This window comes from Methylobacterium sp. J-048, from assembly GCF_022829515.1.
GTDB lineage: Bacteria > Pseudomonadota > Alphaproteobacteria > Rhizobiales > Beijerinckiaceae > Methylobacterium.
The window spans coordinates 1-25605 of record NZ_JAKSYL010000246.1 but is presented as its reverse complement, the minus strand read 5'-3'; the positions used below and the strand labels follow the sequence as shown (position 1 = coordinate 25605).

The following is a 25605-nucleotide window of genomic DNA, read 5'->3' as shown; positions in this document are numbered from 1 at the left end:
CCGCCGGCGAGGCCATGACGACGCTGATGACCGGCGGCTCCCCGGAGACCGTCATCGCCCGCTACCGCGAGCATGTGGCACACAACACCAAGCGCCTGACCGCGGCGGCCTGACCGGCGCGCCCTCCCGGGCGACAAATCCCCGTCGGGATACCATTTCATGCGCCGGAGCGCTCTTGCCTCCGGCGACGGCCGCCTTGGCGGCGGCCCAGGACGGAACTGAACGCCTGCCATGATCGAGCCGAACCAAACCGCCTTCATCGTGAAGGTCGCGCGCCGGGACGAGGATACCCCGGACGGCCTGCTGACGGTCTTCTACGCGGTCATCGCGGACGATCCCGACAGCGGGGTCCAGATCGTCAGGTCAGCCGTGAAGGACGGTGCCGAGGTCACCCTCACCGAAGTGCGTCTCTCGCAGGCCACCGCACAGGCGATCGATCTGCGTCCCGGCTACGCGCGCGCGCTCTGACGGAAGTCAGGCTTCCACGCCCACCCGTGTTGAGGGGCGAAATCGGATGGGCGTGGAAGGCCAGCGATCGGCTGGTGCTTCCTCGGTAGGCCGACAGGGTTAACGGCCTCTTACCGGCACAGCGGCTCAGAGGCGCGGCGCGATCCAACCCAGGATCGACGCACAGCGCTCGGCTTGGTCGCGGGTCAACCCGGAGGTGACGGCCGTGCCATCGCGATAGACCACGAAGGTGCCGTCATCGGTCGCGCGGATCTTGATCGAGGCCATCAGGCGTCTCCGCCCGCGAGGGCTTGAAGCTGCGTCAGACCGGTCGCGGTGATCTGCCAAGTCACCAGCCCGTCGCCGAGGCTGATCCGCTCGAGATGGCCGATACTCTCGAGGGCCGTGAGCCTGCTGTGATCGCCGGGCCAGGACGCATCCGGATTCCGCTGGATGGAGATCCGATAATCACCGGACCCGGCGGCCTTGTTGAGCAGGCGGCGCTCGTGATTGACCAGCATTGGCACTCCCAGTCAGTTCCAAACCAGACGAATTACTTACGTACAGGCTGGCCTATATGGTCAAGCTTGGCAACCCCATCGGTCGAAAACCCTCGGGATCATCCTGGCCCATCGCCGGGGATCAGGATGCGAGCGCCAGATCGGCGCCGGCGCAGCCCAGCCCGGCCAGGAACAGGCACCCGCCCATCCCTTCGAGGAGGGCGCGGTACCGGGGCGCCCACAGGGATGCGACCGCCAGGCTGGTGCCGGCCACCACGCAGAACACGCCCAACCCCATCATGACGGCTTTCCTATCGACCCGCGCCGCAGGGACGACGATCGCCGGGCTGGAAGGTTTCCGGCTTGATGAGTTGTCGACAGCCAAATCGCCCGGCCGCCGACAGCAGAAGGGCCGGCCTTGCAGCCGGCCCTTCTGTCAGGCGTCTTTGCGATCGCGACCGGCGCCCCGCCGGCCGGGTCTCAGTCGAACATGTCGGGCTGGGTCGCGGCGATGTGGCTGTAGAGCGTCTGGAAGTGCAGCCAGCCGATATAATCGCTGCCGACATGCTCGCGGCTGTAGCGGGCGGTCTTCTCCGAGACCACCTGCGGCTTGATTCCGGTCGCCTCGACCAGGAGCTGCTGCTGGCAGGCCCGCTCCAGGGCGATGAACCAGAACGCCGCGTCGTCGATGCTGTGGCGGCTGCAGGTGAGCAGGCCGTGGTTCTGGTGCAGCACGCCGCGGTTCCGGCCGATCTGCTTGGCCACCGACGAGCCGCTCTCCTTCTCGACCGCCACCGCACCGGCCGAGGCGCCGATCACCGCGTGGCTGTTGTAGAAGGCCGCCGCGTCCTGGCTGATCATGTCCAGCGGACGGCCGGTGGCGCACCAGGCGGTGCCGTAGGTCGTGTGCGCGTGGCACATCGCCATGACGTCGGGATATTCGTCGTGCACGGCGGCATGCAGCACGAAGCCGGCGCGGTTGATCGCGTAGCGCCCCTCGACCACGTCGCCCTTGTGGTCGGCGAGGATCAAGTTCGACATCCGCACCTGCGAGAAGTGCACGCACATCGGGTTGGTCCAGTACAGCTCCGGACGCTCGGGATCGCGGATCGTGAGGTGGCCGGCGAAGCCGTAATCGAAGCCGTGCATCGCGAAGGCCCGGCAGGCCGCCACGAGGTGCTGCTTGCGGTATTCCCGCTCCTCGGCGTGGTTGGCGAAGTGCGGGATCTCCGGGAAGATCAGCCCCGCCTGCTCGGGCTGGTAGATCGAGGTCCGCTTGCGGCCGGCGCTGTCGTTGGGCAGGTCGATGGCGATATCGCTGCCGTGGGCATGATCGTCGAGCATGGCGTGTCCTTTCGTCGGGCGGCGTGAGGGCCGTCGGCTGGCGACCGGGCCCTCGGGCGGGCTGTGCCGCCGGGCCACCGGGTGCGTTTCCTCTGTCTTCGGCCGTCTTCGCGGTGTGACCGGCACTATCGTGCCGTTGGCTTGCCTTGACAAACGACGATTTTTCACGGTTTTCGTGAATCCAATTCATGGATCGCTCGATGCGCCGGATCCCGAGCTTCCCCGCTCTGCGGGCCTTCGAGGCCGCCGCGCGCCTCGGCAGCTTCGCCCGGGCGAGCGAAGAGCTGCATCTCACGCCCTCGGCGGTGAGCCACCAGATCCGCGCGCTCGAACGGACCCTCGGGCGCACCCTGTTCCGGCGCGCCAACCGTCAGGCGACGCTGACCGCCGAGGGCGAGCGCCTCTGCGCGGGCCTCGGGCAGGCCTTCGACGCGATCGAGGCCCTCTGCGCCGAACTGAGCCCGCCGCCGCCCTCGTCGCTCGCGGTGCATTGCACGCCGAGCTTCGCCGCCAAGTGGCTCGGGCCCCGGCTGCATGCCTTCGTGGCGGCGCATCCCGGTATCGGCATCCGCCTCTCCAGCAACGCCGACCCGATCGATCTCGGTCGGCATGCGGAGATCGACATCCTGATCGCCTATGGACGCCCGCCGCGCGGCCCCGGCCTGGCGGTCGAGTCCCTGGGTCCCGAGGAGATCGCGGCCCTGTGCACGCCGGACCTCGCCGGGGCGATCGGGCCGATCGCGCCCGCCACCATCCAGGGCTTCACCCGGCTGGATTCGTCGTTCAGCCCCGTGCGCTGGCCGGACTGGTTCGCCCAGAACGGTTTTCCGGCTCCGGCCGCCGCGTCCGGGCCGGCGTTCGACCGTGGCTCCCTGGTGATCGCGGCGGCAATCCAGGGGCTCGGGGTCGCGCTGGAGAGCCTCCGCTTCGCCCAGGACGAGCTCGGTGCGGGCCAGCTCGTGCGGTTGGGCGACGGCCGCCTCGCCAGCCTGCACCGAGACCTCCACTTTATCTGCTACCGCGAACGGGACCGGGATCTGGAGAAGATCCAGGCCTTCCGCCGCTGGCTTCTGGAACAGGAGCAAGAGAGCCGGGCCGAAGGCTAGGCACCGCCAGCCCGTCGCGGAACGCATCCGTCGCCGCATGGGCATGCGCGGAAACGCATGATAATTCCGATCCCACGTCACTGTGCAAACGCGGCGGGTACGGCCCCGGGGTCCGACCGACCGCGCCACACGCCGGGAGAGCGCCCATGTCCATGTTCGCCAAGCTGCAGCGCCGCGCCAGCGAGGGTCGCCCCGTCCGCGTCGGCCTGATCGGCGCCGGCAAGTTCGGCTCGATGTACCTGTCGCAGGCGCCCCGGACGCCCGGCATCCACCTCACCGCCTTGGCCGACCTCTCGCCCGACCGGGCGCGCCAGGCGCTGCGCCGGGTGGGCTGGGACGAGGCCCGGTTCGCGGCGTCCAGCCTGGAGGAGGCCGCGCGGACCGGTACGACCTGCGTCACCGACGATGCCGACGCTCTCATCGCCAGCCCGTTCGTGGACATCCTGATCGACGCCACCGGCAGCCCGGCCGCCGGCATCCACCACGCGCTCAGGGCCTGCGCGCACGCCAAGCACATCGTCATGGTCAACGTCGAGGCCGACGTGCTCGCCGGGCCGCTGCTCGCCCGCCGGGCCGCGGAGGCCGGGGTGATCTATTCCATGGCCTCGGGCGACCAGCCGGCGCTCATCGCCGAGCTGGTCGATTGGGCGCGCACGATCGGGCTGGAGGTGGTCTGCGCCGGCAAGGGCACGAAGTACCTGCCGGCCTATCACGCCTCCACCCCCGATACGGTCTGGGGGCATTACGGCTTCAGCGCCGAGCAGGTCGCGGGCGGCGACTTCAACCCGCAGATGTTCAACTCCTTTCTGGACGGCACCAAGTCGGCCCTGGAGATGGCCGCGGTCGCCAATGCCTGCGACCTGACCCCGCCGCGCGACGGGCTGGCCTTCCCGGCCTGCGGGGTCGACGACCTGCCCACGCTCCTGCGGCCGGTGGCGGATGGCGGCATCCTCACCGAGCGCGGCACCGTCGAGGTGGTGTCCTCCCTGGAGCGGGACGGGCGCCCGGTGTTCCGCGACCTGCGCTGGGGCGTCTTCGCGGTGTTCGCGGCGCCGGGCCGCTACGTGCAGGAATGCTTCGCGCAGTACGGGCTGAAGACCGACCCCAGCGGCCGCTACGCCGCCACCTACAAGCCCTACCACCTGATCGGCCTCGAGCTCGGGATCTCGGTCGCCTCCATCGCGGTCCGGGGCGAGGCCACGGGCGCGACCGGCGAATGGCGCGGCGACGTGGCCGCCACGGCCAAGCGTGCCCTGAAGGCCGGCGAGCGCCTCGACGGCGAGGGCGGCTTCACGGTCTACGGCAAGCTGATGCCGACGGCCGACTCGCTGGCACAGGACGCCCTTCCGATCGGGCTGGCGCACAACTTGGTCCTGACCAACGACGTCCCCGCCGGCCGCGCGGTCCGCTGGAGCGACGTCGCCTACGACGCCGACCACCCGGCGATCCGCGTCCGTCGCGAGATGGAGGCTTTGTTCCGCACCGAGCTGGGCCTGACCTCGCCCGCTCAGAAGGTCGCCTGACCGACCAGACGCGCCCGGCTGCTTACGGGCGGTCGGGCGTCGATGACATTGGGTCGGCACAGGACAACAGGCGACTTCCCCCTCGCCGAGGGGGCCGTGCAGACGGAAGTCCCGGTGGTACGCCCGCATGGCGGCGACGTGGTCCGCGACCGGGCAGGCGATCCTCTACGCCTTGCGGCGGCCCGAGACCGTGACGGGGCGCGGCGGTCCCGCGCGCGGCACGTCGGATGTGACCGGCCGCCAGCCTCTACCCCTTGCTCACGAGCGGGCAGCCGCCCTCGCCGAGGGGACGGAACGCCTGCTCGGCCGGAATGGTGTCGAGGAGCTTGTACAGGTCCCACGCGCCCTTCGACTCGGACGGCGTCTTCACCTCGAACAGGTACATCGGGTGCACCTTGCGCCCGTCCGCCCGGATGGAGCCTGTGCCGAAGAGCGGGTCGTCGGTCGGGTTCGCCTTCATCCAGGCCATCGTCGCCTGCGGGTCCGTCGACTTCACCGCGGCCACCGCCTTCAGGTAATGCAGCAGGCTGGCATACACGCCGGCTTGATTCATCGTCGGCATGGTGTCGCCGTGGCGCTTGTAGAACCGCTCGGAGAACGCCCGCGTCCCGGGGTTGAGGTCCCAGTAGAACGATTCCGTGAGCACCAGCCCCTGCGCGGTCTGCAGGCCGATCGCGTGGACGTCGACGGCGTAGATCAGGAGCGCCGCGAGTTTCTGGCCACCGTCGGTCAGCCCGAACTCATGGGCCTGTTTCACCGCGTTGATCGTGTCCCCGCCCGCATTGGCCAGCCCCACGACCTTCGCCCCGGAGGCCTGTGCCTGCAGCAGGAACGACGAGACGTCGTTGGCCGGGAACGGGACGCGGGCGGCGCCGAGCACCCGTCCGCCACCCTTGTCGATCACGGCGGCGGCCTCGTTCTGCAGCGAGAGGCCGAACGCGTAATCGGCCGTGAGAAAGTACCAGGTGTCGCCGCCGCGCTTGAGCATGGCGCCGGCCGTGCCGTGCGCCAGTGCGTAGGTGTCGTAGGTCCACTGGATCGTGTTGGGCGAGCATTGCTTGCCGGTCAGCTCGGTGGTTCCGGCGCCCGAGTCGATGAAAATCTTGTTCTTCTCGCGCGTCACCTGGCTCACGGCCAGCGCAACCGAAGAAGTCGGCACGTCGAGGATCGCGTCCACGCTGTCCCGGTCGTACCATTGCCGGGCGATGGCGGCGCCGACATCGGGCTTGTTCTGATGGTCGGCGGAGACGATCTCGACCTGCACGTCCTTGTTGGTCCGGGCGAAGTCCTCGACCGCCATCTTGGCCGCGACGACCGAGCCCTTGCCGCCGGTGTCCGAATAGACCCCGGACATGTCGTTGAGGACACCGACCTTGACGCGGATCGGCTCGGCCGAAATCGGCCCGGTCATGGCGGCGAGGCTGATCGCAGCTGAGACGATGCAGCACCGGATCAGTGCCATGGCCGACCGTCCTCCGAGGCGAATTCTTGTTGCCCCCACGAGGACACGCCCAATGACGCAGCGTCAAGCGTCGTCCGGCAACCAGGAGCGGCAGAGGAGGCTGCCTATAATCGCTTCAAGATTGTGGAGGCGCCTACCGGCCGGCCTTTTGACGACCACGCGGCCCGGTGGGAGGAAGCGTTTGCCTGGACGAACCGCTATCCACTTCGGCGGCGCGCGGTCTGGTGGCGCAGGGTCGAGGATTGCAAGCTCGGGCTCTGGCTCAGGCGGCCCCTCCGAAAGGCTTGAGCGTCGGGGAGCGGCATCGGCTTGGCTCAGCTCTATGCCGATGGAGCCGGAGCGCCCCCCGGCCGTTGTGACCCGGGCGTTCCGGCTTCGGGGGCGCCGGGTCGGGATAAAGGACATGGGGACGGAAACGGAGGAGCTCCGGCGGCGGCTCCGAGAGGCGGAGGCCGAGATCGAGCGGCTGCGGCAACGGAACGAAGGGCACGTGCATGCGCCGAGCGGTAACGAGCGGACCTCGGCCGCCGGGACCGACCTGCTGTTCACGGCGGCGGAGAAGACCCGCATGCCGCAGATCGTCACCGACCCGAACCTGCCCGACAACCCGATCGTCTTCGCCAACCGCGCCTTCCAGGAACTCTGCGGCTATAGCGCCGACGCGTTGATCGGACGGAACTGCCGGTTCCTGCAGGGACCCGACACGGACCCGGCCGACGTCGCCAAGGTCCGCGATGCCATCGCGGCACGCCGCGACGTGGTCGTCGAGATCTTGAACTACCATCGCGACGGCACGCCGTTCCGCAACGAACTCTACGTCAGTCCGGTGTTCGACCCGGACGGACGCCTGCGCTACTTCTTCGCGAGCCAGCTCGACGTCACACGCTTCCGCTCCGAGGAGGACCGGCTCGCCGACAGCGAGGCCCGCTACCGGACCCTGTTCGAGGCCATCGACGCGGGCTTCTGCATCGTCGAGATGCGCTTCGATGTTGCGGGGCGCGCCGTCGACTACCGCTTCGTCGAGGTGAACCCGGCCTTCGAGCGCCATACCGGTCTGCGGGATGTGGCCGGACGCTGGATCAGCGACGTCGTGCCCGACCTGGAGCAATCCTGGAAGGATGCCTACGGCGAGGTCGCCCTGACGGGCCGTCCGACACGCTTCGAGAGCGGCGCGGTGGCGATGGGCCGGTGGTTCGACGTTCACGCCCTGCGCATCGGCGAGCCGGCCCGGCGGCGGGTCGCCATCCTGTTCAACGACATCACCGAACGGCGCGAGGCCGAGCGGATCCTTCAGGAGACCGCCCGCGACCGGACCGACGAGCGCGACATGGTCTGGCGCACGAGCCGGGACCTGTTCCTGGTCTGCGGCTTCGACGGTCGCTACCGGGCGGTGAATCCGGCCTGGACCGAGACGCTCGGCTGGTCCGAGGACGAGCTGGTCAACGCGCATTTCGATGCGTTCATCTACGCGGACGACAAGGCCGCCGTGCAGGGGGTCTTCGGGGACCTCCTGAACGGCATCGTCCTCGACGGCCTCGACGTGCGCATGCGGACGCGCGACGGCGGCTTCCGGTGGCTGTCGTGGTACGCGATCCCGCGCGGCGACCACTTCTACGCGGCCGGCCGGGACGTCACCGAGCGCAAGGCGCTGGAGGAGCAGCTTCGGCAGAGCCAGAAGCTGGAGGCGGTCGGCCAGCTCACCGGCGGCGTCGCGCACGACTTCAACAACCTGCTGACGGTCATCAAGTCGTCCACCGACCTCCTGAAGCGGCCGAACCTCGCCGAGGAGCGCCGGACCCGCTACGTCGACGCCATCTCGGACACCGTCGACCGCGCCGCCAAGCTGACGGGCCAGCTGCTGGCCTTCGCCCGGCGGCAGGCCCTCCAGCCGGAGGTGTTCGATATCGGGCGCGGCGTCGCCTCGGTCTCGGACATGGTGCGCACGCTCACGGGCTCGCGCATCCGGGTCGAGACTCATGTCGAGCCGTTCCGGGACGCGCGGGGGCGGGAAGGCCCCTGCCTCGTCGACGCCGATCCGAGCCAGTTCGACACGGCCCTGGTCAACATGGTGGTCAACGCCCGCGACGCGATGTCTGGCGAAGGGCGCATCACCATCCGGGTGCGGCCCGTCGGCCTGGTTCCCGCGGTCCGCGCCCATCCGGCCCTGCGCGGGGACTTCGTCGCCGTATCGGTCTCCGACACCGGCACCGGCATCGCCCCCGGCGTGCTCGAACGGATCTTCGAGCCGTTCTTCACCACCAAGGGCGTCGGCCAGGGCACGGGGCTCGGGCTGTCCCAGGTGTTCGGCTTCGCCAAGCAATCCGGCGGCGAGGTCATCGCCGAGAGTCGCCCGGGTGAGGGGACGACCTTCACCCTGTACCTGCCGCGCGCCACCGCCGCCGCCATCCCCGAGGCGGCGACGCAAGAGCCGGCGGACCTGGCCGAGGGGCACGGCACCTGTGTCCTGCTGGTCGAGGACAACCACGAGGTCGGGGCCTTCGCCGCGCAGGCGCTGGAGGAGCTCGGCTACAGCACCGTCTGGGCGACGGATGCGGAGAAGGCGCTCACCGAGTTCGAGCGCATCCCGTACCGCTTCGAGGTGGTGTTCTCCGACGTGGTGATGCCCGGGATGAACGGAGTCGACCTCGCGCGCGAACTCCGCCGCCGCCGGCCCGACCTGCCGGTGGTGCTGGCCTCGGGCTACAGCGACGTGCTCGCCGCGCAGGGCACCCACGGATTCGAGCTTCTGCGAAAGCCGTATTCCGTGGCCGACCTGTCGCGCATCCTCAGGCGGGCCGTCGAGCGGCGGGCCTGGCAGGCGCGCTAGCGCATCGTCCTGGATATCGGAACCCGGACGATGCGCGAGGGTCTGAACGCAATCAGCTTGGCCGGGGCGATGTCCGCGGCGGGTGAAAACCAGACCTTGGCCTTGGGCTCCGAAGCGGACGTAGATGACGCCTAGGACTGATGGCGCAGTGCCTCAACCAGTAGGGTGAAGGCGGGCGTGGGCTGGCGGCGGCTCGGATAGTAGAGGTGGTATCCCGGCATGGTCGGCGACCAGTCCGCCATGACCCTAACGAGGCGTCCATCCTCGATGTCTTCCCGAACCACGTCCTCGGGCAGGAAGGCCAGGCCGAGGCCGGCGATCGCCATGTCCCGCATCAGCGTGATGGTGTTGAACGTAAGCTGCCCCTCGGGCCGAACTCGCACGGACTGCCCCTGCTTGGCGAAGGGCCAGAGGTAGACCCCTCCCGACGTCGGCAGCCGCAGATTGATGCAGTCGTGGTCGGAGAGGTCGTGCGGCGTGCGAGGTCGGCGTCGCTTCTTTAAGTAAGCCGGCGACCCGACGAGGGCTTGCTCGAAGTCCGGCCCGATGCGGACCCCGATCATGTCCTTGGCCACCTGCTCGCCGAGGCGCACGCCGGCGTCGAAGCGGTCGGCGACGATGTCGGTCAGCCCATAGTCGTTCGTGATCTCGACCTTGATGTCCGGGTAGTCCGGCAGGAGCTTCGCCAAGGCCGGTGACAGGATGGTGTCGGAGGCATGCTCGACCGAGGTGATGCGCAGGCTTCCCGATGGCTTCTCGCGCAGCGCCGTCAGGTCGGCGAGCCCAGCCTCGATCCCATCGAAGTGCGGACCCACCGTCAGGAGCAGCCGCTCCCCCGCCTCGGTCGGCGCGACGCTGCGGGTCGTCCGGGTCAACAGGCGCAGGCCGAGCCGGGCCTCCAGGGTGCGGATCGTGTAGCTCAGCGAGGGCTGGGACACCCCGAGCTGGGCAGCGGCCTTGGTGAAGCTCCGCTCCCTCGCGACCGCCAGGAACGCGATCAGGTCGGTGACGGTCTCCCGCGCCATTCATAAATCCTGTCTATAGGTGCATGCAGGTTTTACCACCTAATCGTATGACCACGCACCCCTTAGGTTCCCTTCGAGCACGACGGGCACGTAGGCGATCGCAGGGGACACCCGGCCTTCGCCCGCGCAAGGGGCCGAACGATGAACCCGACCTATGACTTCACGGGCCAGGTCGCTCTGGTGACGGGCGCCAGCACCGGCATCGGCCTCGCCACCGCGAGGGCATTCGCCGAGGCGGGTGCTTCCGTGGCGATGGCAGACGTCAATCCCGACGCGCTGCGGAAGGCGAGCGAGGGCCTGACGGCCGCTGGCCACCGGGTGCTCGGGATCAACTGCGACGTGACCGACGAGGCCCAGGTCGCCGCCATGGTCGCCCGCACCGTCGCGGCGTTCGGGCAGCTGGACATGGCATTCAACAATGCCGGCGTGGTCGGGCCGAACGGCGACATGGCGGACGAGACCGCGGAGGCGTTCGACGCGGTGACCGCGATCAACCTGCGCGGCGTCTGGGCCTGCATGAAGCACGAGCTGCTGCACATGCGGGAGCGAGGCTCGGGCTCCATCGTGAACTGCTCGTCGCTGGGCGGCCTCGTCGGGCAGGCGGGCCGTGCGGCCTACCACGGCACCAAGCACGGCGTGGTCGGCCTGACCAAGAGCGCGGCGATGGACTACGCGCCCCGCGGCATCCGCATCAACGCGGTCTGCCCCGGTGTGATCGACACTCCGATGTCGTCGGGCATGGATGCCGACCAGATCGAGGGGATCATGCGCGACTAGCCCATCGGCCGGCTCGGCAGACCCGAGGAGCTGGCCGCGTCCGTCCTTTGGCTCTGCAGCCCAGGAGCAAGCTTCGTCGTCGGCGTCGCGCTGCCTGTCGACGGCGGCTTCGTCGCCCACTGACCCAGTATCCGAGGTCCGACCCATGAGCACGAACGACCCCGCTACGGGTGGCCGCCGCGCGCCCGACCGACGCGACCTCCTCGCCTACGCCTCCCTCGCCGCCGCCGCGATGGTCGTGGCCCGACCGTCATGGGCCGCGTCGTCCGAAAAGGGCGTGACCTTCTTCGACACGGCCGAGGTTTACGGCCCTTACGTGAACGAGGAACTCGTCGGCGAGGCGCTTGAGCCTTTCCGCGACAAGGTCAGGATCGCCACCAAGTTCGGCTTCGCCATCGACGGCACCATCGGTCGGGACAGCCGTCCCGAGCGGATCCGCCGCGTCATCGAAGGGTCTCTGAAGCGCCTGCGGACCGACCACGTCGATCTCTACTACCAGCATCGCGTCGATCCGAACGTGCCCATTGAGGACGTCGCCGGCACGGTCAGGGATCTGATCGCCGAGGGGAAGGTGCTGCACTTCGGCCTGTCGGAGGCGAGCGCCGGGAACATCCGGCGGGCGCATGCGGTCCAGCCCGTCGCGGCGGTCCAGACCGAATACTCGCTCATCGAACGAAGCCCCGAACGCAACGGGGTCCTGCAGGTCTGCGAGGAACTGGGGATCGGCTTCGTCCCTTGGGGGCCGGTGGGCCAGGGCTACCTGACCGGAAAGATCGACGAGAAGTCCCACTTCGATCCGAAGACAGACATGCGATCCGGCTTTCCCCGTTTCAGCCCCGAGAGCTTGGCGGCGAACCGACCGATCACCGCGTTCGTGCAGGAGTTTGCGGCGAGGAAGGGGGTGACGCCATCTCAGATCGCCTTGGCATGGCTGCTGGCCCAGAAGCCTTTCATCGTTCCGATCCCCGGCACTCGCAACATCAAGCATTTTGTCGAGAACCTAGGTGCCACTGACGTCGTGCTGACCCCGGACGATCTACGTGAGATCGCCACCACCCTAGCCTCGCACCCCTTCCAAGGCGGTCGGATGAATGCCGAGCAGATGGAGCAGGTTGAGCCCTGATCCGCGTTTCCAGGGTGCCCCCCTGAGAGCAGACGTTCCCAAGGCCCGCAAAGGGTCGGAAGCGGGCGCAACGGCGGTGTCTGTTTCTATCAAGTCTCGCCCCACAGCGGACCGTCGCAAATCCATCCCGAGCAGCCATCCCGCTTCCGACCCAAAAATGACGTTGGTGGTGGCTTGCCAGACGCTCCAAAGCAGCAGCGTGTAGCGCTGCGGTCTCGGCGGCTGACTGCGCGTGCTTCCACGGCAGGCCGCTCGAAGCGGGAGTTAAGCTGAAAGAGACGAGGGAGGTCTTCCATGAACGATCAGGAGATCAGACACGCTCTCGACCGGCATTGGGCCGCCTCGGACACTGACGATTTCGAGGAAGAACACCAGATCTATCGCGACGACGCCGTGCTTGAATATCCTCAATCCGGCGAGCGCATCAGCGGGCGGCGCAACATCCAGGCATCTCGTACGGCGCAACCCAACAGGAAACGGTTTGCTGTGCGACGGATCGTCGGCTCTGGAGATCTGTGGGTGACGGAGTACGTGCTCACGTATGACGGCAAGCCGTCCTACACGGTGAGCATCATGGAGTTTCGTGACGGGGAAGTCGTTCGGGAAACGCAATATTTCGGCGATCCCTTCGCTCCGGGAGATTCACGTTCGCAATGGGTTGAACGGATTGGCTGACTTCGAGCCTCGGACTGGCAGCGGGAACCGCCGAAAAGCGAGGGTCCGCTTTCGGGATCCGGCGCCCGATAGCGGTCCGGCGGAAACCCACCCGTCTCAGACACCACCCTGGCTCTGCTGAGTGCGTTCAGCCTCTTGGTCGGGCGTCCGATGACGGAGCGCCGGTTCGATCCCGCATGAAGCGTCGGGCCCCATGCAGGATCGCCGCCTCGGCCGCCTCTCAGTAATGCGCCAGCACCGCCAGCAGCAGCAGGGCGATGATGTTGGTGATCTTGATCGCCGGGTTCACGGCGGGGCCGGCGGTGTCCTTGTAGGGGTCGCCGACCGTGTCGCCGGTCACCGCGGCCTTGTGGGCGTCGGAGCCCTTGCCGCCGTGGTGGCCGTCCTCGATGTACTTCTTGGCGTTGTCCCAGGCGCCGCCGCCCGAGGTCATCGAGATCGCCACGTAGAGGCCGGTGAGGATCACGCCCAGCAGGCTCGCGCCCACCGTGGCGAAGGCCTGGCTCTTGCCCGCGATCAGCTGGATCACGAAGAAAATCACGACGGGCGAGAGTACCGGCAGCAGCGACGGGACGATCATCTCCTTGATCGCCGCCCGGGTCAGCATGTCGACCGCGCGGCCGTAATCCGGCCGGTCCGTGCCCTGCATGATCCCGGGCTTCTCCCGGAACTGGCGCCGGACCTCCTCGACCACCGCGGCCGCCGCCCGGCCGACCGCCGTCATGGCGATGCCGGCGAACAGGAACGGGATCAGGCCGCCGAGCAGCAGCCCGACCACCACGTAGGGGTTGGACAGGGAGAAATCGACGCTGACGCCCTGGAAGAACCGGTACTGCGTCGGGCTGGCATTGGCGATGAAGTAGTTCAGGTCCGACGTGTAGGCGGCAAACAGCACCAGGGCGCCGAGGCCGGCCGAGCCGATCGCGTAACCCTTGGTCACCGCCTTGGTGGTGTTGCCGACCGCGTCGAGCGCGTCGGTCGATTTGCGGACATCCGGGGGCAGGCCGGCCATCTCGGCGATGCCGCCGGCATTGTCGGTGACCGGCCCGAAGGCGTCGAGGGCCACGATGAAGCCGGCGAGCGCCAGCATCGCGGTGACCGCGATGGCGATGCCGAACAGGCCGGCCAGCGCGTGGGTGCTGATGATGCCGGCCACGATCACGAGGGCCGGGAGCGCGGTCGATTCGAGCGAGATCGCCAGGCCCTGGATCACGTTGGTGCCGTGGCCGGTCACCGAGGCGTCCGCGATGGACTTCACCGGGCGGTAGTTGGTGCCGGTGTAGTACTCGGTGATCACCACGATCAGCGCCGTGATGGCGAGCCCGATCACCGCGCAGCCGAACAGGCCGCCCGACGTGAAGGTTACGCCCGTCGAGGTGGTGAACGCGGTGGAGAAGCCGCCGAGCAGGGTCAGGTTGACGATGGCGATCGCCACCACCGACAGCACGCCCGCGGTGATCAGGCCCTTGTACAGGGCGCCCATGATCGACTGGTTGGCCGAGAGCCGCACCGCGTAGGTACCGGCGATCGAGGTAACGATGCAGGCCGCCCCGATGGCGAGCGGATAGAGCATCATCGGCTCGAGCACGGCCCGGCCGCTGCCGGTGGGGCCGGAGAAGAAGATCGCGGCCAGCACCATGGTGGCCACGATGGTCACCGCGTAGGTCTCGAACAGGTCGGCGGCCATGCCGGCGCAATCGCCGACATTGTCGCCGACGTTGTCGGCGATGGTGGCCGGGTTGCGCGGGTCGTCCTCCGGGATCCCGGCCTCGACCTTGCCGACGAGGTCGCCGCCGACATCGGCGCCCTTGGTGAAGATGCCGCCGCCGAGCCGGGCGAAGATCGAGATCAGCGAGGCGCCGAAGCCCAGAGCCACCAGCGCGTCGATCACCTCGCGGCTCGACGGGTCGAGCCCGGCGCCGCGGGTGAGGAACAGATAGTAGAGAGCGACGCCCAGCAGGGCGAGGCCGGCGACCAGCATGCCGGTCACCGCCCCGGACTTGAACGCCATGTCGAGGCCGGCGCCCAGCGAGGTCGATGAGGCTTGCGCGGTGCGGACATTGGCCCGCACCGAGACGTTCATGCCGATGAACCCGGCCGCCCCGGACAGGACCGCGCCGATCAGGAAGCCGACCGCGACCTTGATCCCGAGGAACACCGCCAGCAGCACGAACAGCACCACGCCGACTAGGCCGATGGTGAGGTATTGCCGCTTCAGATAGGCCTGCGCGCCCTCCGCGATGGCGGCGGCGATCTCCTGCATGCGCTGGGTGCCGGCGTCCCGCCGCATCACGTCGAGGATCGTGACGATGCCGTAGGCGATGGCACAGAGCCCGCCCACGATGATCAAGCTCAAGGGGATCATGCTCTCTACCGTCCTTATTTTTATGGTGCCTGGCGGGGGCTTGTGATTCTTGTCGAGCTTGACCGTGTTTCGACGATCATGGGACGTGGCGCTCGATTCGGGGCATTCCTTCCCAAAGGTTCGTCTTGGCGCGCCCCCGCCGCTGTGGAGACCGGTTCGGCGACGATGGGCGCGTCTCAGCAGAGGATTAGAATCGGACTGATCATGGCGTGATCGAACCGGCTCTAGTTGCCAAACTTCGCCGGTGAGCGCAAACGCCGCACCCGGGGTTGTTGGCACTGCGGCATCCGAATGCTGCGCTGCATTGTTTGAAGACCCGGCTTTGCTGCGAATAGCCCGCGACGGGATGCGGATCGCGGGGCGCGATTTCTTCGACGGAACGGCCCGCGATGGGACCCGATTCTTCGACGGGATGCCCGCCTTAACCCGTAGTTAACCATACCGCCTTCTACTTCCGGTTGTATAACCGAATGGGGCTGGACATGAGCAGCGACCAGGTCGCCAAGCTGGCGGCGACGATCGAGGTCTTGACGGGGGCGGTGCATTTCCTGATCGCCGAGCGGGTCTCGGCCCAGCCGGAAGCGGCCCAGGGCGACCTGCTGCATATCCTGCAGCGGGCGTTCTCGACCCCGCCCCGCCCGGAGGAGGCGGTCACCGGCCGCTCCGCGCTGACGCCCGGCGACCTGGCCCTGTGGATGCCGATCGTGGCGGCCGGCATGATGGACGAGGTCCGCCGCCAGATCGGCCGCCAGCCCGAAGGCGTCACCCACATCGTGCTGGGCCGGACCAGCCCCGGCCCCGCCTCAGAAGTGGCTGAACGCCCCAGCCGCGAACACGCGCGCAGTGCCATCGCCCATTTCGAAGCCGGGCGGGCCGTCGCCTGACGTGACGGTGCCGATGGCCGTGAGCGGGATCCCGACCGCCGCCGCCCCGGCCAGAAGGGTGTCGAGCCCCTCCGGGGCGACCGTGCAGAGAATCTCGTAATCGTCGCCGCCGGTCAGGATCGGCTCGATCAGGCTAGGCTCCGCATCCCGCGCCCGGGCGGCGGCCTCCGAGAGCGGCACGGTTCCGATTGCGATCCGGGCGCTGCGGCCCCCGCCCAGCATCTTGGCGAGATCGCCGGCGAGCCCGTCCGACACGTCCATCGCCGCCGAGGCGTGGCGGCGGATCGCGCCCGCCAAGGCGAGGCGCGGGCGCGGATGCAGATAGCGGTCGGCCAGCACCGCGCGCTGCGCCGGATCGAGAGCGGCGGCCCAGGCCGCGTCCGGCTCCAGGCGCTGCCGCAGGCCGAGCGCCGCGTCGCCGATGGTGCCGCTGACGCAGATCCGGTCGCCAACCCGCGCGGTGCCGCGCCGGACGATGCCGCCGCCCGGCACCTCGCCGAATGCCGTGACCCCGATCAAGGCCGGCCCGCCGGAGCGCACCGTGTCGCCGCCGAGCAGCGGGCAGCCGGCCTCCGCCGCCGCCGCGCCGAGCCCCTCGGAGAAGCCCGCGAGCCAGGCTTCGGTCCAGTCGTCGGGGAGCGCCAGGGTCAGCAGGAAGCCGCGGGGCACCGCGCCCTTTGCGGCGATGTCGGACAGGTTCACCCCCAGCGCCTTGCGGGCGATCGAGGCCGGGGGATCGTCGGGGAAGTAGTGGATCCCGGCCACCACCGCGTCGGCGGTGACCACGAGATCGTGCCCGGGGGTGGGTGTCAGGGTCGCGGCGTCGTCCCGGAGCCCGTCCGCCCCCGGCCCCGCCAGCGGGGCGAAGTAGCGGGCGATCAGCCCCTCCTCGGAGGCGCGATCCGGCCCGGCCATGGTTCAGACCTTCTTGGCGGGCGGCTTCCCGGAGCCCGGCTTGCCGCTTCCCTTGTTGCCGCCGCCCTTCGGCGCGCTCATCTCGCCCGGGCGGACCTCCCGGGCGACTCGGTCGAGCACGGCATTGACCAGGCCCGGCTCGTCGGCGGTGTAGAAGCTGTGGGCCACGTCGACATATTCGGAGATCGCCGCCGGCGCCGGCACGTCAGGCCGGAACAGCAGCTCGTAGGCGCCCGCCCGCAGGATCGCCCGCAGCACGATCTCGATGCGCCGGAGCGGCCAGCCCTGGGCCAGTGCCTGGTCGAGCTTCTGGTCGATCGCACGCTGCTCCTCGACCGTGCCGCGCAGCAGGTCGCGGAAGAAGGCGGTCTCGGCCTTGGGATGCAGGATCCCGTCGACCTCCTGGCCGATCCAGAACGCCTCGAACTCGGCGAGCGCGTCGAGCACGCCCTTGCCGGAGATGTCCATCTCGTAGAGCGCCTGCACCACGGCGAGGCGGGCGCCGCTGCGCGGGCTGATCGCCCGGGCGGTCTCCTCGGAGGCATCCTGGGCGGCGGCGTCCGGTCTGGTTTCGGTGGTCCCGGTCATGTCGGTTCTCGTTATCGCGGACGCGCCGCCTCGGCCGCACGCTTGAGGGCGAGCACCCCGAGCGCGGCTTCGGCCGCGCCGCCGCCCTTGTTCATCTCGGCGACCCGGGCGCGTTCCAGCGCCTGCGCCTCGGTCTCGACGGTCAGGATGCCGTTGCCGAGCGGCAGCCGGCGCTGGACCGAGAGGTCCATCAGGGCGCGGGCGCTCTCGCCGGCGACGATGTCGTAATGCCCGGTCTCGCCGCGGATCACGCAGCCGAGTGCCACCACGGCATCGTAGTCGTCCGCCAGGATCGCCACCGCGGCGGGGATCTCCAGGGCACCCGGCACCGTGACCACGGTGGCGTGCGCGGCAAACGCCTCGATCACCGCCAGGGCGCCGGCCAGCAGTTCGTCCGCGAGCGCCTCGTAATAGCGCGCCTCGACGACGAGGATGCGGGCGCCGGCAAGCGCCGGGTCTGCGGGCATCGGCGCCGTGGCGGCGCGGGTATGGGCGACCATGGCTGCGTCCGGTCGGTTTTTCGGGGGCTGGCGGGGCGCCGCGCATCGGGCGCCCACGGGAGAGTGGGACGGTTAGACCGAAGCGGCCGGCGCGACAAGCGGCGCGGGCGCTATCGCACCAGCGGCGGCAGCGGCGGCCCGTCCTCGGGCAAAGCCGTGCGGCCGACATTCATCGTCATCGCCAGCAGCGCGTAATAGCCGTTGATGCCGGTGAGATCGATCGCGCCCTGCTCGCCGAACCGCGCAACCAGGTTGGCGTATGTGGCATCGCTCACCGCGCGGTTGTGCTGCAGCTCGGTCGAGAACGAGAAGGCGAGCGCCTCGTCGTCGCTCATCGTGTCGGGACGGCGGCCCTCGGCCAGGGCCTGCGCGGTCTCCGGCGCGACCCCGGCCTTGAGGGCGATCGGATGGTGGATCTGCCACTCGACCTGCTGATTCCAAAGCCGGGCGACGAACAGGATCACGAACTCGCTGATGCGCAGCGGCAGGGCACTGCCGTAGCGCAGGTACAGCCCCATGCGGCTGGCGCATAGCATCAGCTCGGGGCTGCGCAGCAGCGGAACGAACGGCCCGAACACCGGAACCCCGCGCTCGGCCTTGAACGCCTCCGCGGCCGCGATCTGCGCCTCCGAGAGGGTCTCGGCCGGGATCTCCGGCAGGCGGTCCGTACCCGTCATGGCTTGCCCGTGCTCTCGTACCGTACGCGCGTGACGCACTCTGGATTTCCGATCCCCGTCAGCCTAGACCGTTCAAGCTCACAGGGACGCCCCGCGCCCGATCCGGACGCGATCCGAAACCCCGCCAGCGAGGCTTACGGCTTTGGCCCTCCCCGTCAACGAACGCCGGCGCATCATGCTGCTCACGGGCGCGAGCCGAGGCATCGGCCACGCCACGGTCAAGCGCTTCTCGGCGGCCGGCTGGCGGGTCATCACCTGCTCGCGCCACGCGTTTCCCGAGAACTGCCCTTGGGAGATGGGTCCCGAGGACCACCTCCAGGTCGATCTCGCCGACGCGCAGGACACGATGCGCGCCATCGAGGAGGTCCGGGGCCGGCTCGACGCCGAGGGCGGCGTGCTGCACGCGCTGGTCAACAATGCCGGCATCTCGCCGAAAGGTCCGGCGGGCGAGCGCCTGGGGGCGCTGGCTACCGAGTTTGACGGCTGGCAGCGGGTGTTCCAGGTCAACGTCTTCGCCACGATCCTGCTGGCCCGCGGCCTGCGCGACGAGCTCGCCCGGGCCCGGGGCTCGATCGTCAACGTCACCTCGATCGCGGGCTCCCGGGTCCACCCGTTCGCGGGCGCGGCCTACGGCACATCGAAGGCGGCGCTCGCCGGCCTGACCCGCGAGATGGCCGCCGATTTCGGTCCTCTCGGCGTGCGGGTCAACGCGATCTCGCCCGGCGAGATCGACACTTCGATCCTGTCGCCCGGCACGGAAAAGCTCGTCGAGCAGATCCCGCAGCGGCGCCTCGGCACCCCGGACGAGGTCGCCAAGGCGATCTACTTCCTGTGCACCGATGCCTCGTCCTACGTGAACGGGGCGGAGCTGCACATCAACGGCGGCCAGCACGTTTGACCCGGCGATCCGGGCGGCGGGTGGCCGCCATGCGCCAACCTCCGGCCGTCGGACGGCGGAGCTTCGCGATCCTCCTCGGCCTGAGTCTGTGCACGCCGCTCGTCTCCGCCCGCGCGGAAGCACCGGACGTCCGGATCCTTGACCTGCCCTTCAAGGTGCGGGCGCTGCGCGGGCCGCGCAGCGAGGCCGCGATCTCCGTGGCGACCTCCGGCCTGCTGCCGATCGCCGGCGCGAAATCCAGCCCGGCGGCCGGTGACGAGGAGAGCGCCCCGATCGCCGTGGTCTGGGGCGACGATGGCGGCGCCGTGCTCGGCTTGGCGGACGGCACCGTCACGGTCCGGCCGATTGGCCGGGACGCGGTCGAGGGGCTGACTGCCGCCGAGACGCCGCGGGGCGCCCTGCCGGGCTCGCGCCGGGTCCTGGCCGGCCCTCTGAGCGCCTACCTCACCGGCCGTACTCGGGCTCCGGACGGCAGCGAGGCCGCCGCCGTCCTGACGATCCGCGAACGCCAGCCGATGGCGGTCAGCACCGATCCGAAGCCGGTGCCGGTCGCCACCGTCACGGTGCTGGCGGGGGGCGAGGCGGTGTTCGCGCCGCTCCGGCCGCGCCTGCTGCGCCTCGCCGGCCGTCCGGCCCTGTTGGCCACGACCCTCGCGGGAGCGGATTCGGGCGGGCTCGTCCTGATCGGGCGCCCGGACGGTCAGTCGGCCTGGAGCGTCACGGCCCGCACGCCGCTGCAGCCCGGGCCGCCGCTGAAGATCGCCGGCATCGCGGATTTCTCCGGCTCCGGCGGCATGCAGGCCGCAACGATCAGCGCCCGGGGCCTGCTCCAGTTCTGGAACCTAACCCCGGAAAAAATCGATCTGGCCGGCGAGGCGCCGGGCTACGCAGCTGGTGAAGGCGATGCCGATCTCGCCGTCACGGTCCCGGCCATCGGTCCCGCCGAACTCGTGCTGCCGGTGGCGGGCCGCGCCGAGATCGCCCTCGTCCAGGCCAAGGGACCGCCGCACGAGCGCCTGCGCGTCCCGCTGCCGGCGGCGGCCACCACCGGCATCGTGGCGCTGGGCGAGGGCGCGGCGACGCGGCTGCTGGTCGGCCTCGCCGACGGGCGGGTCGCGGTCATCGCGCCCGACGGAGGCAAGCCGTGACCGAGGGCACAGCCGATGGCGGCAGCCGCCTGTTCCCGACCCGGCCGTATGTGGGCGCGTCGATCGCGGTGATCCGCGGCGAGCGCGTCCTGCTGGCGGCCCGGGCCAACGAGCCGATGCGCGGCGTCTGGACCCTGCCGGGCGGCCTGGTTGAGGCCGGCGAGGCGCTGGCCGCGGCGGCGTTGCGCGAATTGTCCGAGGAGGTCAGCCTCACGGCCGAGGTGGTCGGCGTGCTCTCGCCCACCGAGATCATCGTCCGGGACGAGGCCGGCCGCGCCCGCCATCATTACGTTGTCCACCCGCACGCCGCCCTGTGGTGCGGCGGCGAACCCGTGGCCGGCCCGGAGGCCCTCGGCGTGCGTTGGGCGACCCTCGACGAGGTCGCCGGGCTGGCGACGACGCCGGGCCTGATCGAGACCCTGCACGAGGCGTTTGCGCGGGTGCGCGGCAGAGAGGCGAGCGCGTGAGGCTTCCGGTCATCCTGTGCCTCGCCGCGGCTCTCGCCGGGCCGGCCCAGGCGCAGCAGCGCGGCACCCGCCCCCCGCCCGCTCCGGCCAAGGAGGCGCCGAAGGAAGCAGCGCCTCCTGCGGACGTGCCTGCCCCCTACGACCGCGACCTGCTGCGGATGTCCGAGATCATCGGGGCCCTGGCTTTCCTGCGCGGCCTCTGCGCGGCGCCCGACGCCGCGGAATGGCCGGCTCGCATGAAGGCACTGATCGAATCCGAGGGCGTGACCCCGGCTCGGCGCGACCGGCTGGCCGGCGCCTACAATCGCGGCTATCGCGGCTACGCGCTGACCTACCGGGTCTGCACTCCGGCCGCGCACGAGGCGGCCGCCCGCTACGTCGCCGAGGGCGACAGGCTGTCGCATGCCCTGGCCGGCCGCTTCGGCGGGTGATGCAGAGGGAACACACCCGGCACGCATCCCCCGAAAGCATCAACTTCGAGCGGCTGCGTTAACCGATCTGAAATTCTCGGCTGGCCGAGCCGCGGGGAGCCACCTATCATTCGTTGGTCCGCCGGGTCTCGTGCCCGGCGCAACGGAAGTATCGGGCCCATGCAGCATATCTCTCAGACCGCCCCCATCGAGGTTGAGGTCGACGTCGAGGAGAAGCGCGTCGCGCTGAGTTACGTCTCGGAAGCGTTCGCGGAAGGCTGTCTCGACGGGCTCGACGGCGACTGCATGGCCCAGGCCGCCCTGTTCGCGGCCTTTCAGGAGCTGGTGATGACCTACGGCGAGGAGGCCACCGCCCGCTACGCCGAGGGCTTTCCGGAGCGCATCCGCGGCGGCGCCTTCACCACGACCCTCCAGCATTGAGGAGACCGGCGACGGCGGACGGTTGAGGCGGGCGCGCGCAGCACCTACCTGCCGGCCACGCGATCCGGAGGACCGGATCGCGCGTGCCGCGTGACGATTTCTGCGTGAGGATCTGCCTGCCATGCCCGTCGCCCTGTTGCCGGACCGCGCCCTCGTCACCGTCACCGGGCCGGAGGCCACGGCGCTGCTCCAGGGCGTGCTGACCTGCAACGTCGAGACCCTGCAGGAGGCCGAGGCCCGCCTCGGCGCGCTGCTGGCGCCGCAGGGTAAGATCCTGTTCGATTTCCTGATCTCGCGGATCCCAGACGGGTTCCGGCTCGACACGGCCATCGACCGGGCTGCCGACCTCGCCAAGCGGCTGACGCTCTATCGGCTGCGTGCACAGGTCGCGATCGCGGTCGATCCGACCGTGGCGGTGGCGGTCTCCTGGGCCGGGGCTTCCCCGGCAGTGGAGACCAGCACGGTAGCCGATACCCGCCACGTCGATCTCGGCGCCCGGCTCTACGCCGCCGAGGCCGCCTTTTCCGCCGACGCCTCGGAGGCGGAGTACCACCGCCATCGCATCGAGCTCGCCGTGCCCGAGGGCGGGCGCGACTATGCCTACGGGGACGCGTTCCCCCACGAGGCGATGATGGACCAGCTCGGCGGCGTCGACTTCAAGAAGGGCTGCTACGTCGGCCAGGAGGTAGTCTCGCGCATGCAGCACCGGGGCACCGCCCGCACCCGGATCCTGGCGGCCCGCTACACCGGCGAGGCCCCTCCCCCCGGCGCCGAGATCACCGCCGGCGGCAAGGGATTGGGCACCTCCGGCAGCGCCGCGGGCGAGCGCGGCCTCGCGCTGGTCCGGCTCGACCGCCTGGCCGATGCGCTGGCGGCCGGTGCCACCCCGCTGGCCGGCGACCGGCCGGTGACCTTCGAGAAGCCGGCCTACGCGACCTTCGCGATGCCGGAAGCGGCCGGATTGCCGGTGGCCTGAGCACGGATCGGGTCGCGGACCGCGATGGCGTTCCGCTCCTGTTCTCGCTAAACCGGCGGGATGTCCGAGACCGGCCTGATCGACCATCCCGATGGCTGCCCCCGCTGCTGGTGGGCCGGCCATGACCCGCTCTACGTCGCCTATCACGACACCGAATGGGGCGTGCCCGAGCGCGACGGCCGGGCGCTCTACGAGAAGCTGATCCTCGACGGCTTCCAGGCCGGCCTGTCCTGGATCACGATCCTGCGCCGCCGCGACGGGTTTCGCGACGCGTTCTCCGGCTTCGACCCGGAGGCCATCGCCCGCTATGACGAGGCCGATGTCGCCCGGCTGATGACCGACACCCGCATCATCCGCAACCGCGCCAAGATCTTGGGCACGATCGCCGGGGCCCGGGCCTGGCTGCGGATCGAGGAGAGCGGCCCCGGCTTCGCGCCGTTCCTGTGGGATTTCGTCGACGGACAACCGATCCAGGGCGGCGCCAGGAGCCGCGCCGAGATCCAGACCGAGACGCCGGTCTCCCGGGCGATCGGCAAGGCCCTGAAGGCGCAGGGTTTCTCCTTCTGCGGCCCGACCATCGTGCACGCCTTCATGCAGGCGGTCGGGATGGTGAACGACCACCTCGTCGGCTGCCACCGGCACGCACCCTGCGCCGAACTGGGGCGGCCGGTATGAGCGAGGCGCGCGACCCGGCGCCCCGGGCCTGGCAGCGGATGCTGTCCGGCCGCCGCCTCGACCTGCTCGATCCCGCGCCCCGGGACATCGAGATTGCCGACATCGCCCACGGGCTCGCCCGGGTCGCCCGCTGGAACGGCCAGACCCGGGGACCGCACGTCTTCTCGGTGGCCCAGCACAGCCTGCTGGTGGAGGCGGTCGGACGCCATATCGCCCCCGGCTGCACCGAGCCGGAGGGGCTGGAGCTGCTGCTGCACGATGCCCCGGAATACGTCGTCGGCGACATCATCTCGCCGCTCAAGGCCGCGATCGGCGACGCCTATCGCGGGGTCGAGCTGCGCCTGCTCGCCGCCGTGCGCCGCCGCTTCGGCCTGGCCGAGCCCGAGCCCGCCCTCGGCAGCTTGGTCAAGCGCGCCGACCGGATCGCCGCCCATATCGAGGCCGTGGAGCTCGCGGGCTTCGCTCCGGACGAAGCCGAGTTGTATTTCGGACCCGCCCCGGACCTGCCCGAGCCCATCCTGGCGCTAGCCGAACCGTGGCCGACCGCTCAGGCCGAGGCGCGGTTCCTCGACCGCTTCCACGCCCTGTGTCAGGCTTGAGATCCGATACCTCCGCCCTCGATCCGTCACGATCCCGGGCCATGGGCCGCCTCATGCCGACCCTTCACGTCTGTCCGCTCTCGCGCCTGCCCGAGACCGTCGCCGCCACCGGCGCGAGCCACGTGCTCACGCTGGTCAATGTCGGCACGCCGCTGGAGCGGCCGGCGCTGATCGATGCGGAGAATCACGCCATCATCGGGGTCAGCGACATCGCCGAACCCCGGGACGGTCACGTTTTGCCGGCTGACGAACACGTGGCCGGCATCCTGGCCTTCACCCGGGCCTGGCCCCGGGACAAGCCGCTGGTGATCCACTGCTATGCCGGGATCAGCCGCTCGACCGCGGCGGCCTACATCGCCGCCTGCGCCCTGGCGCCGGAGCGCGACGAGGGTGCCATCGCCGATGCCCTGCGGGCCGCCTCCCCGTCTGCGACTCCCAATCCCCTGTTCGTGGCCATCGCCGACCGGATGCTCGACCGCGACGGCCGCATGGTCGCGGCGATCGCCCGGATCGGCCGCGGCGCCGAGGCGTTCGAGGGAACGCCGTTCTGCCTCGCGCTGACGTGACGGCCGATCACGAAACTTCCGGTTGTCGCAGCGGCCGCGCCTGCGCGCAGCCGTCCCGGAGGCGCTCCGCAGGGCGCGGGGAGTGTGGCGCAAACGCCGCCGCGCCGCACCAAAACGCTGCGGATCGGCCCGGGCCCACCCTCGCCTGGGTTGTGGCCGCACCGGCTGCCGCCTTAGAACCGACCCAAAGGATGTGTGTGGGATGAACGCGAGCAGACCCGAGGTGGCCCCGGCCGCCGGCGACCTGCCCTTCGAGAAGGCGCTGGAGCAACTCGAGGAGATCGTGCGCAGGCTCGAGCGGGGCGATGTCCCGCTGGACGAGTCGGTGGCGATCTACGAGCGCGGCGAGGTGCTGAAGAAGCATTGCGAGGCGCTGCTGAAGCGGGCCGAGGCGCGGATCCAGCGGATCACCCTCGGTGCCGACGGGCGGCCCGAGGGCGTGGCGCCGCTCGATATATCCTGAGGCTCGGCGGTCCGACCGATCCCGTCCGATAGAGGTTGATGCCGTGGCGATTTCCCCCGAGCTGAGCGCGCTTCTCGACCGTATCCCGGAGCCGGCCGCGCTTCGGCAGCTGCCCGAATCCGAGCTGCAGGCGGTGGCGGACGCGGTGCGGGCCGAGATGATCGACGCCGTGTCGATCACCGGCGGCCATCTCGGCTCGGGCCTGGGCGTGGTCGAGCTCACCG

Annotated in this window: 29 protein-coding genes and 1 pseudogene; 19 read left to right on the top strand and 11 right to left on the bottom strand. The window is 70.1% G+C overall.

What is annotated here, in order from left to right; all coding sequences use genetic code 11:
• The first annotated feature begins 231 nt into the window (after nucleotides 1-231).
• Entirely contained in the window at nucleotides 232-468 is a 237-nt protein-coding gene (locus MKL09_RS25015; protein ID WP_244024717.1) for a hypothetical protein, read from the top strand.
• Between the two features lie 126 nt (nucleotides 469-594).
• Here the strand turns inward: MKL09_RS25015 and MKL09_RS25010 are convergent, their stop codons facing one another.
• The 4 genes from MKL09_RS25010 to MKL09_RS24995 all read right to left on the bottom strand — a co-directional run bounded on the left by MKL09_RS25010 (nucleotide 595) and on the right by MKL09_RS24995 (nucleotide 2291).
• A complete protein-coding gene (locus MKL09_RS25010; protein WP_244024716.1) occupies nucleotides 595-735 on the bottom strand; it encodes a hypothetical protein in 141 nt (46 codons plus the stop codon).
• On the bottom strand, nucleotides 735-968 hold the full coding sequence (locus MKL09_RS25005) for a hypothetical protein (RefSeq protein ID WP_244024715.1): 234 nt from the start codon (nucleotides 966-968) through the stop codon (nucleotides 735-737). Before MKL09_RS25005 ends, MKL09_RS25010 begins: the two co-directional genes overlap by 1 nt.
• Before the next feature lie 121 nt (nucleotides 969-1089).
• Nucleotides 1090-1248: a hypothetical protein gene (locus tag MKL09_RS25000; protein ID WP_244024714.1), complete on the bottom strand. Its 159-nt coding sequence runs from the start codon at nucleotides 1246-1248 to the stop codon at nucleotides 1090-1092.
• Nucleotides 1249-1427: 179 nt separating this feature from the next.
• Complete coding sequence (locus MKL09_RS24995) at nucleotides 1428-2291, bottom strand: class II aldolase/adducin family protein (RefSeq protein ID WP_244024713.1); 864 nt, start codon at nucleotides 2289-2291, stop codon at nucleotides 1428-1430.
• Nucleotides 2292-2479: 188 nt separating this feature from the next.
• Here MKL09_RS24995 and MKL09_RS24990 point away from each other — a divergent pair, with 188 nt between their 5' ends.
• A complete protein-coding gene (locus MKL09_RS24990; protein WP_244024712.1) occupies nucleotides 2480-3397 on the top strand; it encodes a LysR substrate-binding domain-containing protein in 918 nt (305 codons plus the stop codon).
• A 146-nt stretch (nucleotides 3398-3543) separates the two neighbouring features.
• On the top strand, nucleotides 3544-4920 hold the full coding sequence (locus MKL09_RS24985; protein WP_244024711.1) for an NAD(P)H-dependent oxidoreductase: 1377 nt from the start codon (nucleotides 3544-3546) through the stop codon (nucleotides 4918-4920).
• A gap of 247 nt (nucleotides 4921-5167) precedes the next feature.
• Here the strand turns inward: MKL09_RS24985 and MKL09_RS24980 are convergent, their stop codons facing one another.
• Complete coding sequence (locus MKL09_RS24980) at nucleotides 5168-6382, bottom strand: ABC transporter substrate-binding protein (RefSeq protein WP_244024710.1); 1215 nt, start codon at nucleotides 6380-6382, stop codon at nucleotides 5168-5170.
• Nucleotides 6383-6785: 403 nt separating this feature from the next.
• On the opposite strand from MKL09_RS24980, the gene MKL09_RS24975 reads away from it, so the two are divergent.
• Nucleotides 6786-9209: a PAS domain S-box protein gene (locus MKL09_RS24975; protein ID WP_244024709.1), complete on the top strand. Its 2424-nt coding sequence runs from the start codon at nucleotides 6786-6788 to the stop codon at nucleotides 9207-9209.
• A 131-nt stretch (nucleotides 9210-9340) separates the two neighbouring features.
• Here the strand turns inward: MKL09_RS24975 and MKL09_RS24970 are convergent, their stop codons facing one another.
• A complete protein-coding gene (locus tag MKL09_RS24970; RefSeq protein ID WP_244024708.1) occupies nucleotides 9341-10234 on the bottom strand; it encodes a LysR family transcriptional regulator in 894 nt (297 codons plus the stop codon).
• A 141-nt stretch (nucleotides 10235-10375) separates the two neighbouring features.
• Between MKL09_RS24970 and MKL09_RS24965 the strand changes: the two are divergent.
• The 3 genes and pseudogenes from MKL09_RS24965 to MKL09_RS24955 all read left to right on the top strand — a co-directional run bounded on the left by MKL09_RS24965 (nucleotide 10376) and on the right by MKL09_RS24955 (nucleotide 12809).
• A pseudogene (locus MKL09_RS24965) lies at nucleotides 10376-11134 on the top strand (SDR family NAD(P)-dependent oxidoreductase).
• A 22-nt stretch (nucleotides 11135-11156) separates the two neighbouring features.
• On the top strand, nucleotides 11157-12134 hold the full coding sequence (locus MKL09_RS24960) for an aldo/keto reductase (RefSeq protein WP_244024707.1): 978 nt from the start codon (nucleotides 11157-11159) through the stop codon (nucleotides 12132-12134).
• 294 nt (nucleotides 12135-12428) lie between these two features.
• The gene (locus MKL09_RS24955; RefSeq protein ID WP_244024706.1) at nucleotides 12429-12809 is read left to right on the top strand and encodes a nuclear transport factor 2 family protein; all 381 of its coding nucleotides are present in this window, start codon (nucleotides 12429-12431) and stop codon (nucleotides 12807-12809) included.
• A 220-nt stretch (nucleotides 12810-13029) separates the two neighbouring features.
• Here the strand turns inward: MKL09_RS24955 and MKL09_RS24950 are convergent, their stop codons facing one another.
• Complete coding sequence (locus MKL09_RS24950) at nucleotides 13030-15174, bottom strand: sodium-translocating pyrophosphatase (protein ID WP_244024705.1); 2145 nt, start codon at nucleotides 15172-15174, stop codon at nucleotides 13030-13032.
• Nucleotides 15175-15656: 482 nt separating this feature from the next.
• On the opposite strand from MKL09_RS24950, the gene MKL09_RS24945 reads away from it, so the two are divergent.
• The gene (locus MKL09_RS24945; RefSeq protein WP_244024704.1) at nucleotides 15657-16058 is read left to right on the top strand and encodes a hypothetical protein; all 402 of its coding nucleotides are present in this window, start codon (nucleotides 15657-15659) and stop codon (nucleotides 16056-16058) included.
• Here MKL09_RS24945 and thiL read toward each other — a convergent pair.
• The 4 genes from thiL to MKL09_RS24925 form a co-directional block, all read right to left on the bottom strand.
• Entirely contained in the window at nucleotides 15978-16973 is a 996-nt protein-coding gene (gene thiL, locus MKL09_RS24940; protein ID WP_244024703.1) for a thiamine-phosphate kinase, read from the bottom strand. The two genes, MKL09_RS24945 and thiL, sit on opposite strands and share 81 nt — an antisense overlap.
• A 3-nt stretch (nucleotides 16974-16976) precedes the next feature.
• Entirely contained in the window at nucleotides 16977-17561 is a 585-nt protein-coding gene (nusB, locus tag MKL09_RS24935) for a transcription antitermination factor NusB (RefSeq protein WP_244024702.1), read from the bottom strand.
• An 11-nt stretch (nucleotides 17562-17572) separates the two neighbouring features.
• Nucleotides 17573-18061 carry a 6,7-dimethyl-8-ribityllumazine synthase gene (gene ribH, locus MKL09_RS24930; protein WP_050734059.1) on the bottom strand — a complete coding sequence of 163 codons (489 nt, stop codon included), beginning with the start codon at nucleotides 18059-18061 and terminating at the stop codon, nucleotides 17573-17575.
• Nucleotides 18062-18171: 110 nt separating this feature from the next.
• Complete coding sequence (locus MKL09_RS24925; RefSeq protein WP_244024701.1) at nucleotides 18172-18738, bottom strand: carboxymuconolactone decarboxylase family protein; 567 nt, start codon at nucleotides 18736-18738, stop codon at nucleotides 18172-18174.
• 175 nt (nucleotides 18739-18913) lie between these two features.
• Here MKL09_RS24925 and MKL09_RS24920 point away from each other — a divergent pair, with 175 nt between their 5' ends.
• The 11 genes from MKL09_RS24920 to MKL09_RS24870 all read left to right on the top strand — a co-directional run.
• On the top strand, nucleotides 18914-19636 hold the full coding sequence (locus tag MKL09_RS24920; RefSeq protein WP_058193267.1) for an SDR family NAD(P)-dependent oxidoreductase: 723 nt from the start codon (nucleotides 18914-18916) through the stop codon (nucleotides 19634-19636).
• Nucleotides 19637-19665: 29 nt separating this feature from the next.
• The gene (locus MKL09_RS24915) at nucleotides 19666-20784 is read left to right on the top strand and encodes a hypothetical protein (protein ID WP_244024700.1); all 1119 of its coding nucleotides are present in this window, start codon (nucleotides 19666-19668) and stop codon (nucleotides 20782-20784) included.
• Nucleotides 20781-21251 (top strand): NUDIX hydrolase, encoded by a 471-nt coding sequence (locus MKL09_RS24910; protein ID WP_244024699.1) that lies wholly within the window; start codon nucleotides 20781-20783, stop codon nucleotides 21249-21251. Before MKL09_RS24915 ends, MKL09_RS24910 begins: the two co-directional genes overlap by 4 nt.
• Nucleotides 21248-21682 carry a TIGR02301 family protein gene (locus MKL09_RS24905; protein ID WP_244024698.1) on the top strand — a complete coding sequence of 145 codons (435 nt, stop codon included), beginning with the start codon at nucleotides 21248-21250 and terminating at the stop codon, nucleotides 21680-21682. Before MKL09_RS24910 ends, MKL09_RS24905 begins: the two co-directional genes overlap by 4 nt.
• A 159-nt stretch (nucleotides 21683-21841) precedes the next feature.
• Nucleotides 21842-22102 (top strand): hypothetical protein, encoded by a 261-nt coding sequence (locus MKL09_RS24900; RefSeq protein WP_147856766.1) that lies wholly within the window; start codon nucleotides 21842-21844, stop codon nucleotides 22100-22102.
• 121 nt (nucleotides 22103-22223) lie between these two features.
• A complete protein-coding gene (locus tag MKL09_RS24895) occupies nucleotides 22224-23078 on the top strand; it encodes a YgfZ/GcvT domain-containing protein (protein WP_244024697.1) in 855 nt (284 codons plus the stop codon).
• A 60-nt stretch (nucleotides 23079-23138) separates the two neighbouring features.
• Nucleotides 23139-23753: a DNA-3-methyladenine glycosylase I gene (locus MKL09_RS24890; RefSeq protein WP_244024696.1), complete on the top strand. Its 615-nt coding sequence runs from the start codon at nucleotides 23139-23141 to the stop codon at nucleotides 23751-23753.
• Nucleotides 23750-24352: a hydrolase gene (locus MKL09_RS24885; RefSeq protein WP_244024695.1), complete on the top strand. Its 603-nt coding sequence runs from the start codon at nucleotides 23750-23752 to the stop codon at nucleotides 24350-24352. Before MKL09_RS24890 ends, MKL09_RS24885 begins: the two co-directional genes overlap by 4 nt.
• A gap of 53 nt (nucleotides 24353-24405) precedes the next feature.
• The gene (locus tag MKL09_RS24880; RefSeq protein WP_244024718.1) at nucleotides 24406-24918 is read left to right on the top strand and encodes a tyrosine phosphatase family protein; all 513 of its coding nucleotides are present in this window, start codon (nucleotides 24406-24408) and stop codon (nucleotides 24916-24918) included.
• 202 nt (nucleotides 24919-25120) lie between these two features.
• Nucleotides 25121-25381, top strand: a complete 261-nt coding sequence (locus tag MKL09_RS24875; protein WP_058193261.1) for an exodeoxyribonuclease VII small subunit — start codon at nucleotides 25121-25123, stop codon at nucleotides 25379-25381.
• A 43-nt stretch (nucleotides 25382-25424) separates the two neighbouring features.
• Nucleotides 25425-25605, top strand: a 181-nt coding sequence (locus tag MKL09_RS24870) for a 1-deoxy-D-xylulose-5-phosphate synthase N-terminal domain-containing protein (RefSeq protein WP_244024694.1), incomplete at its 3' end; no start/stop codon positions are given.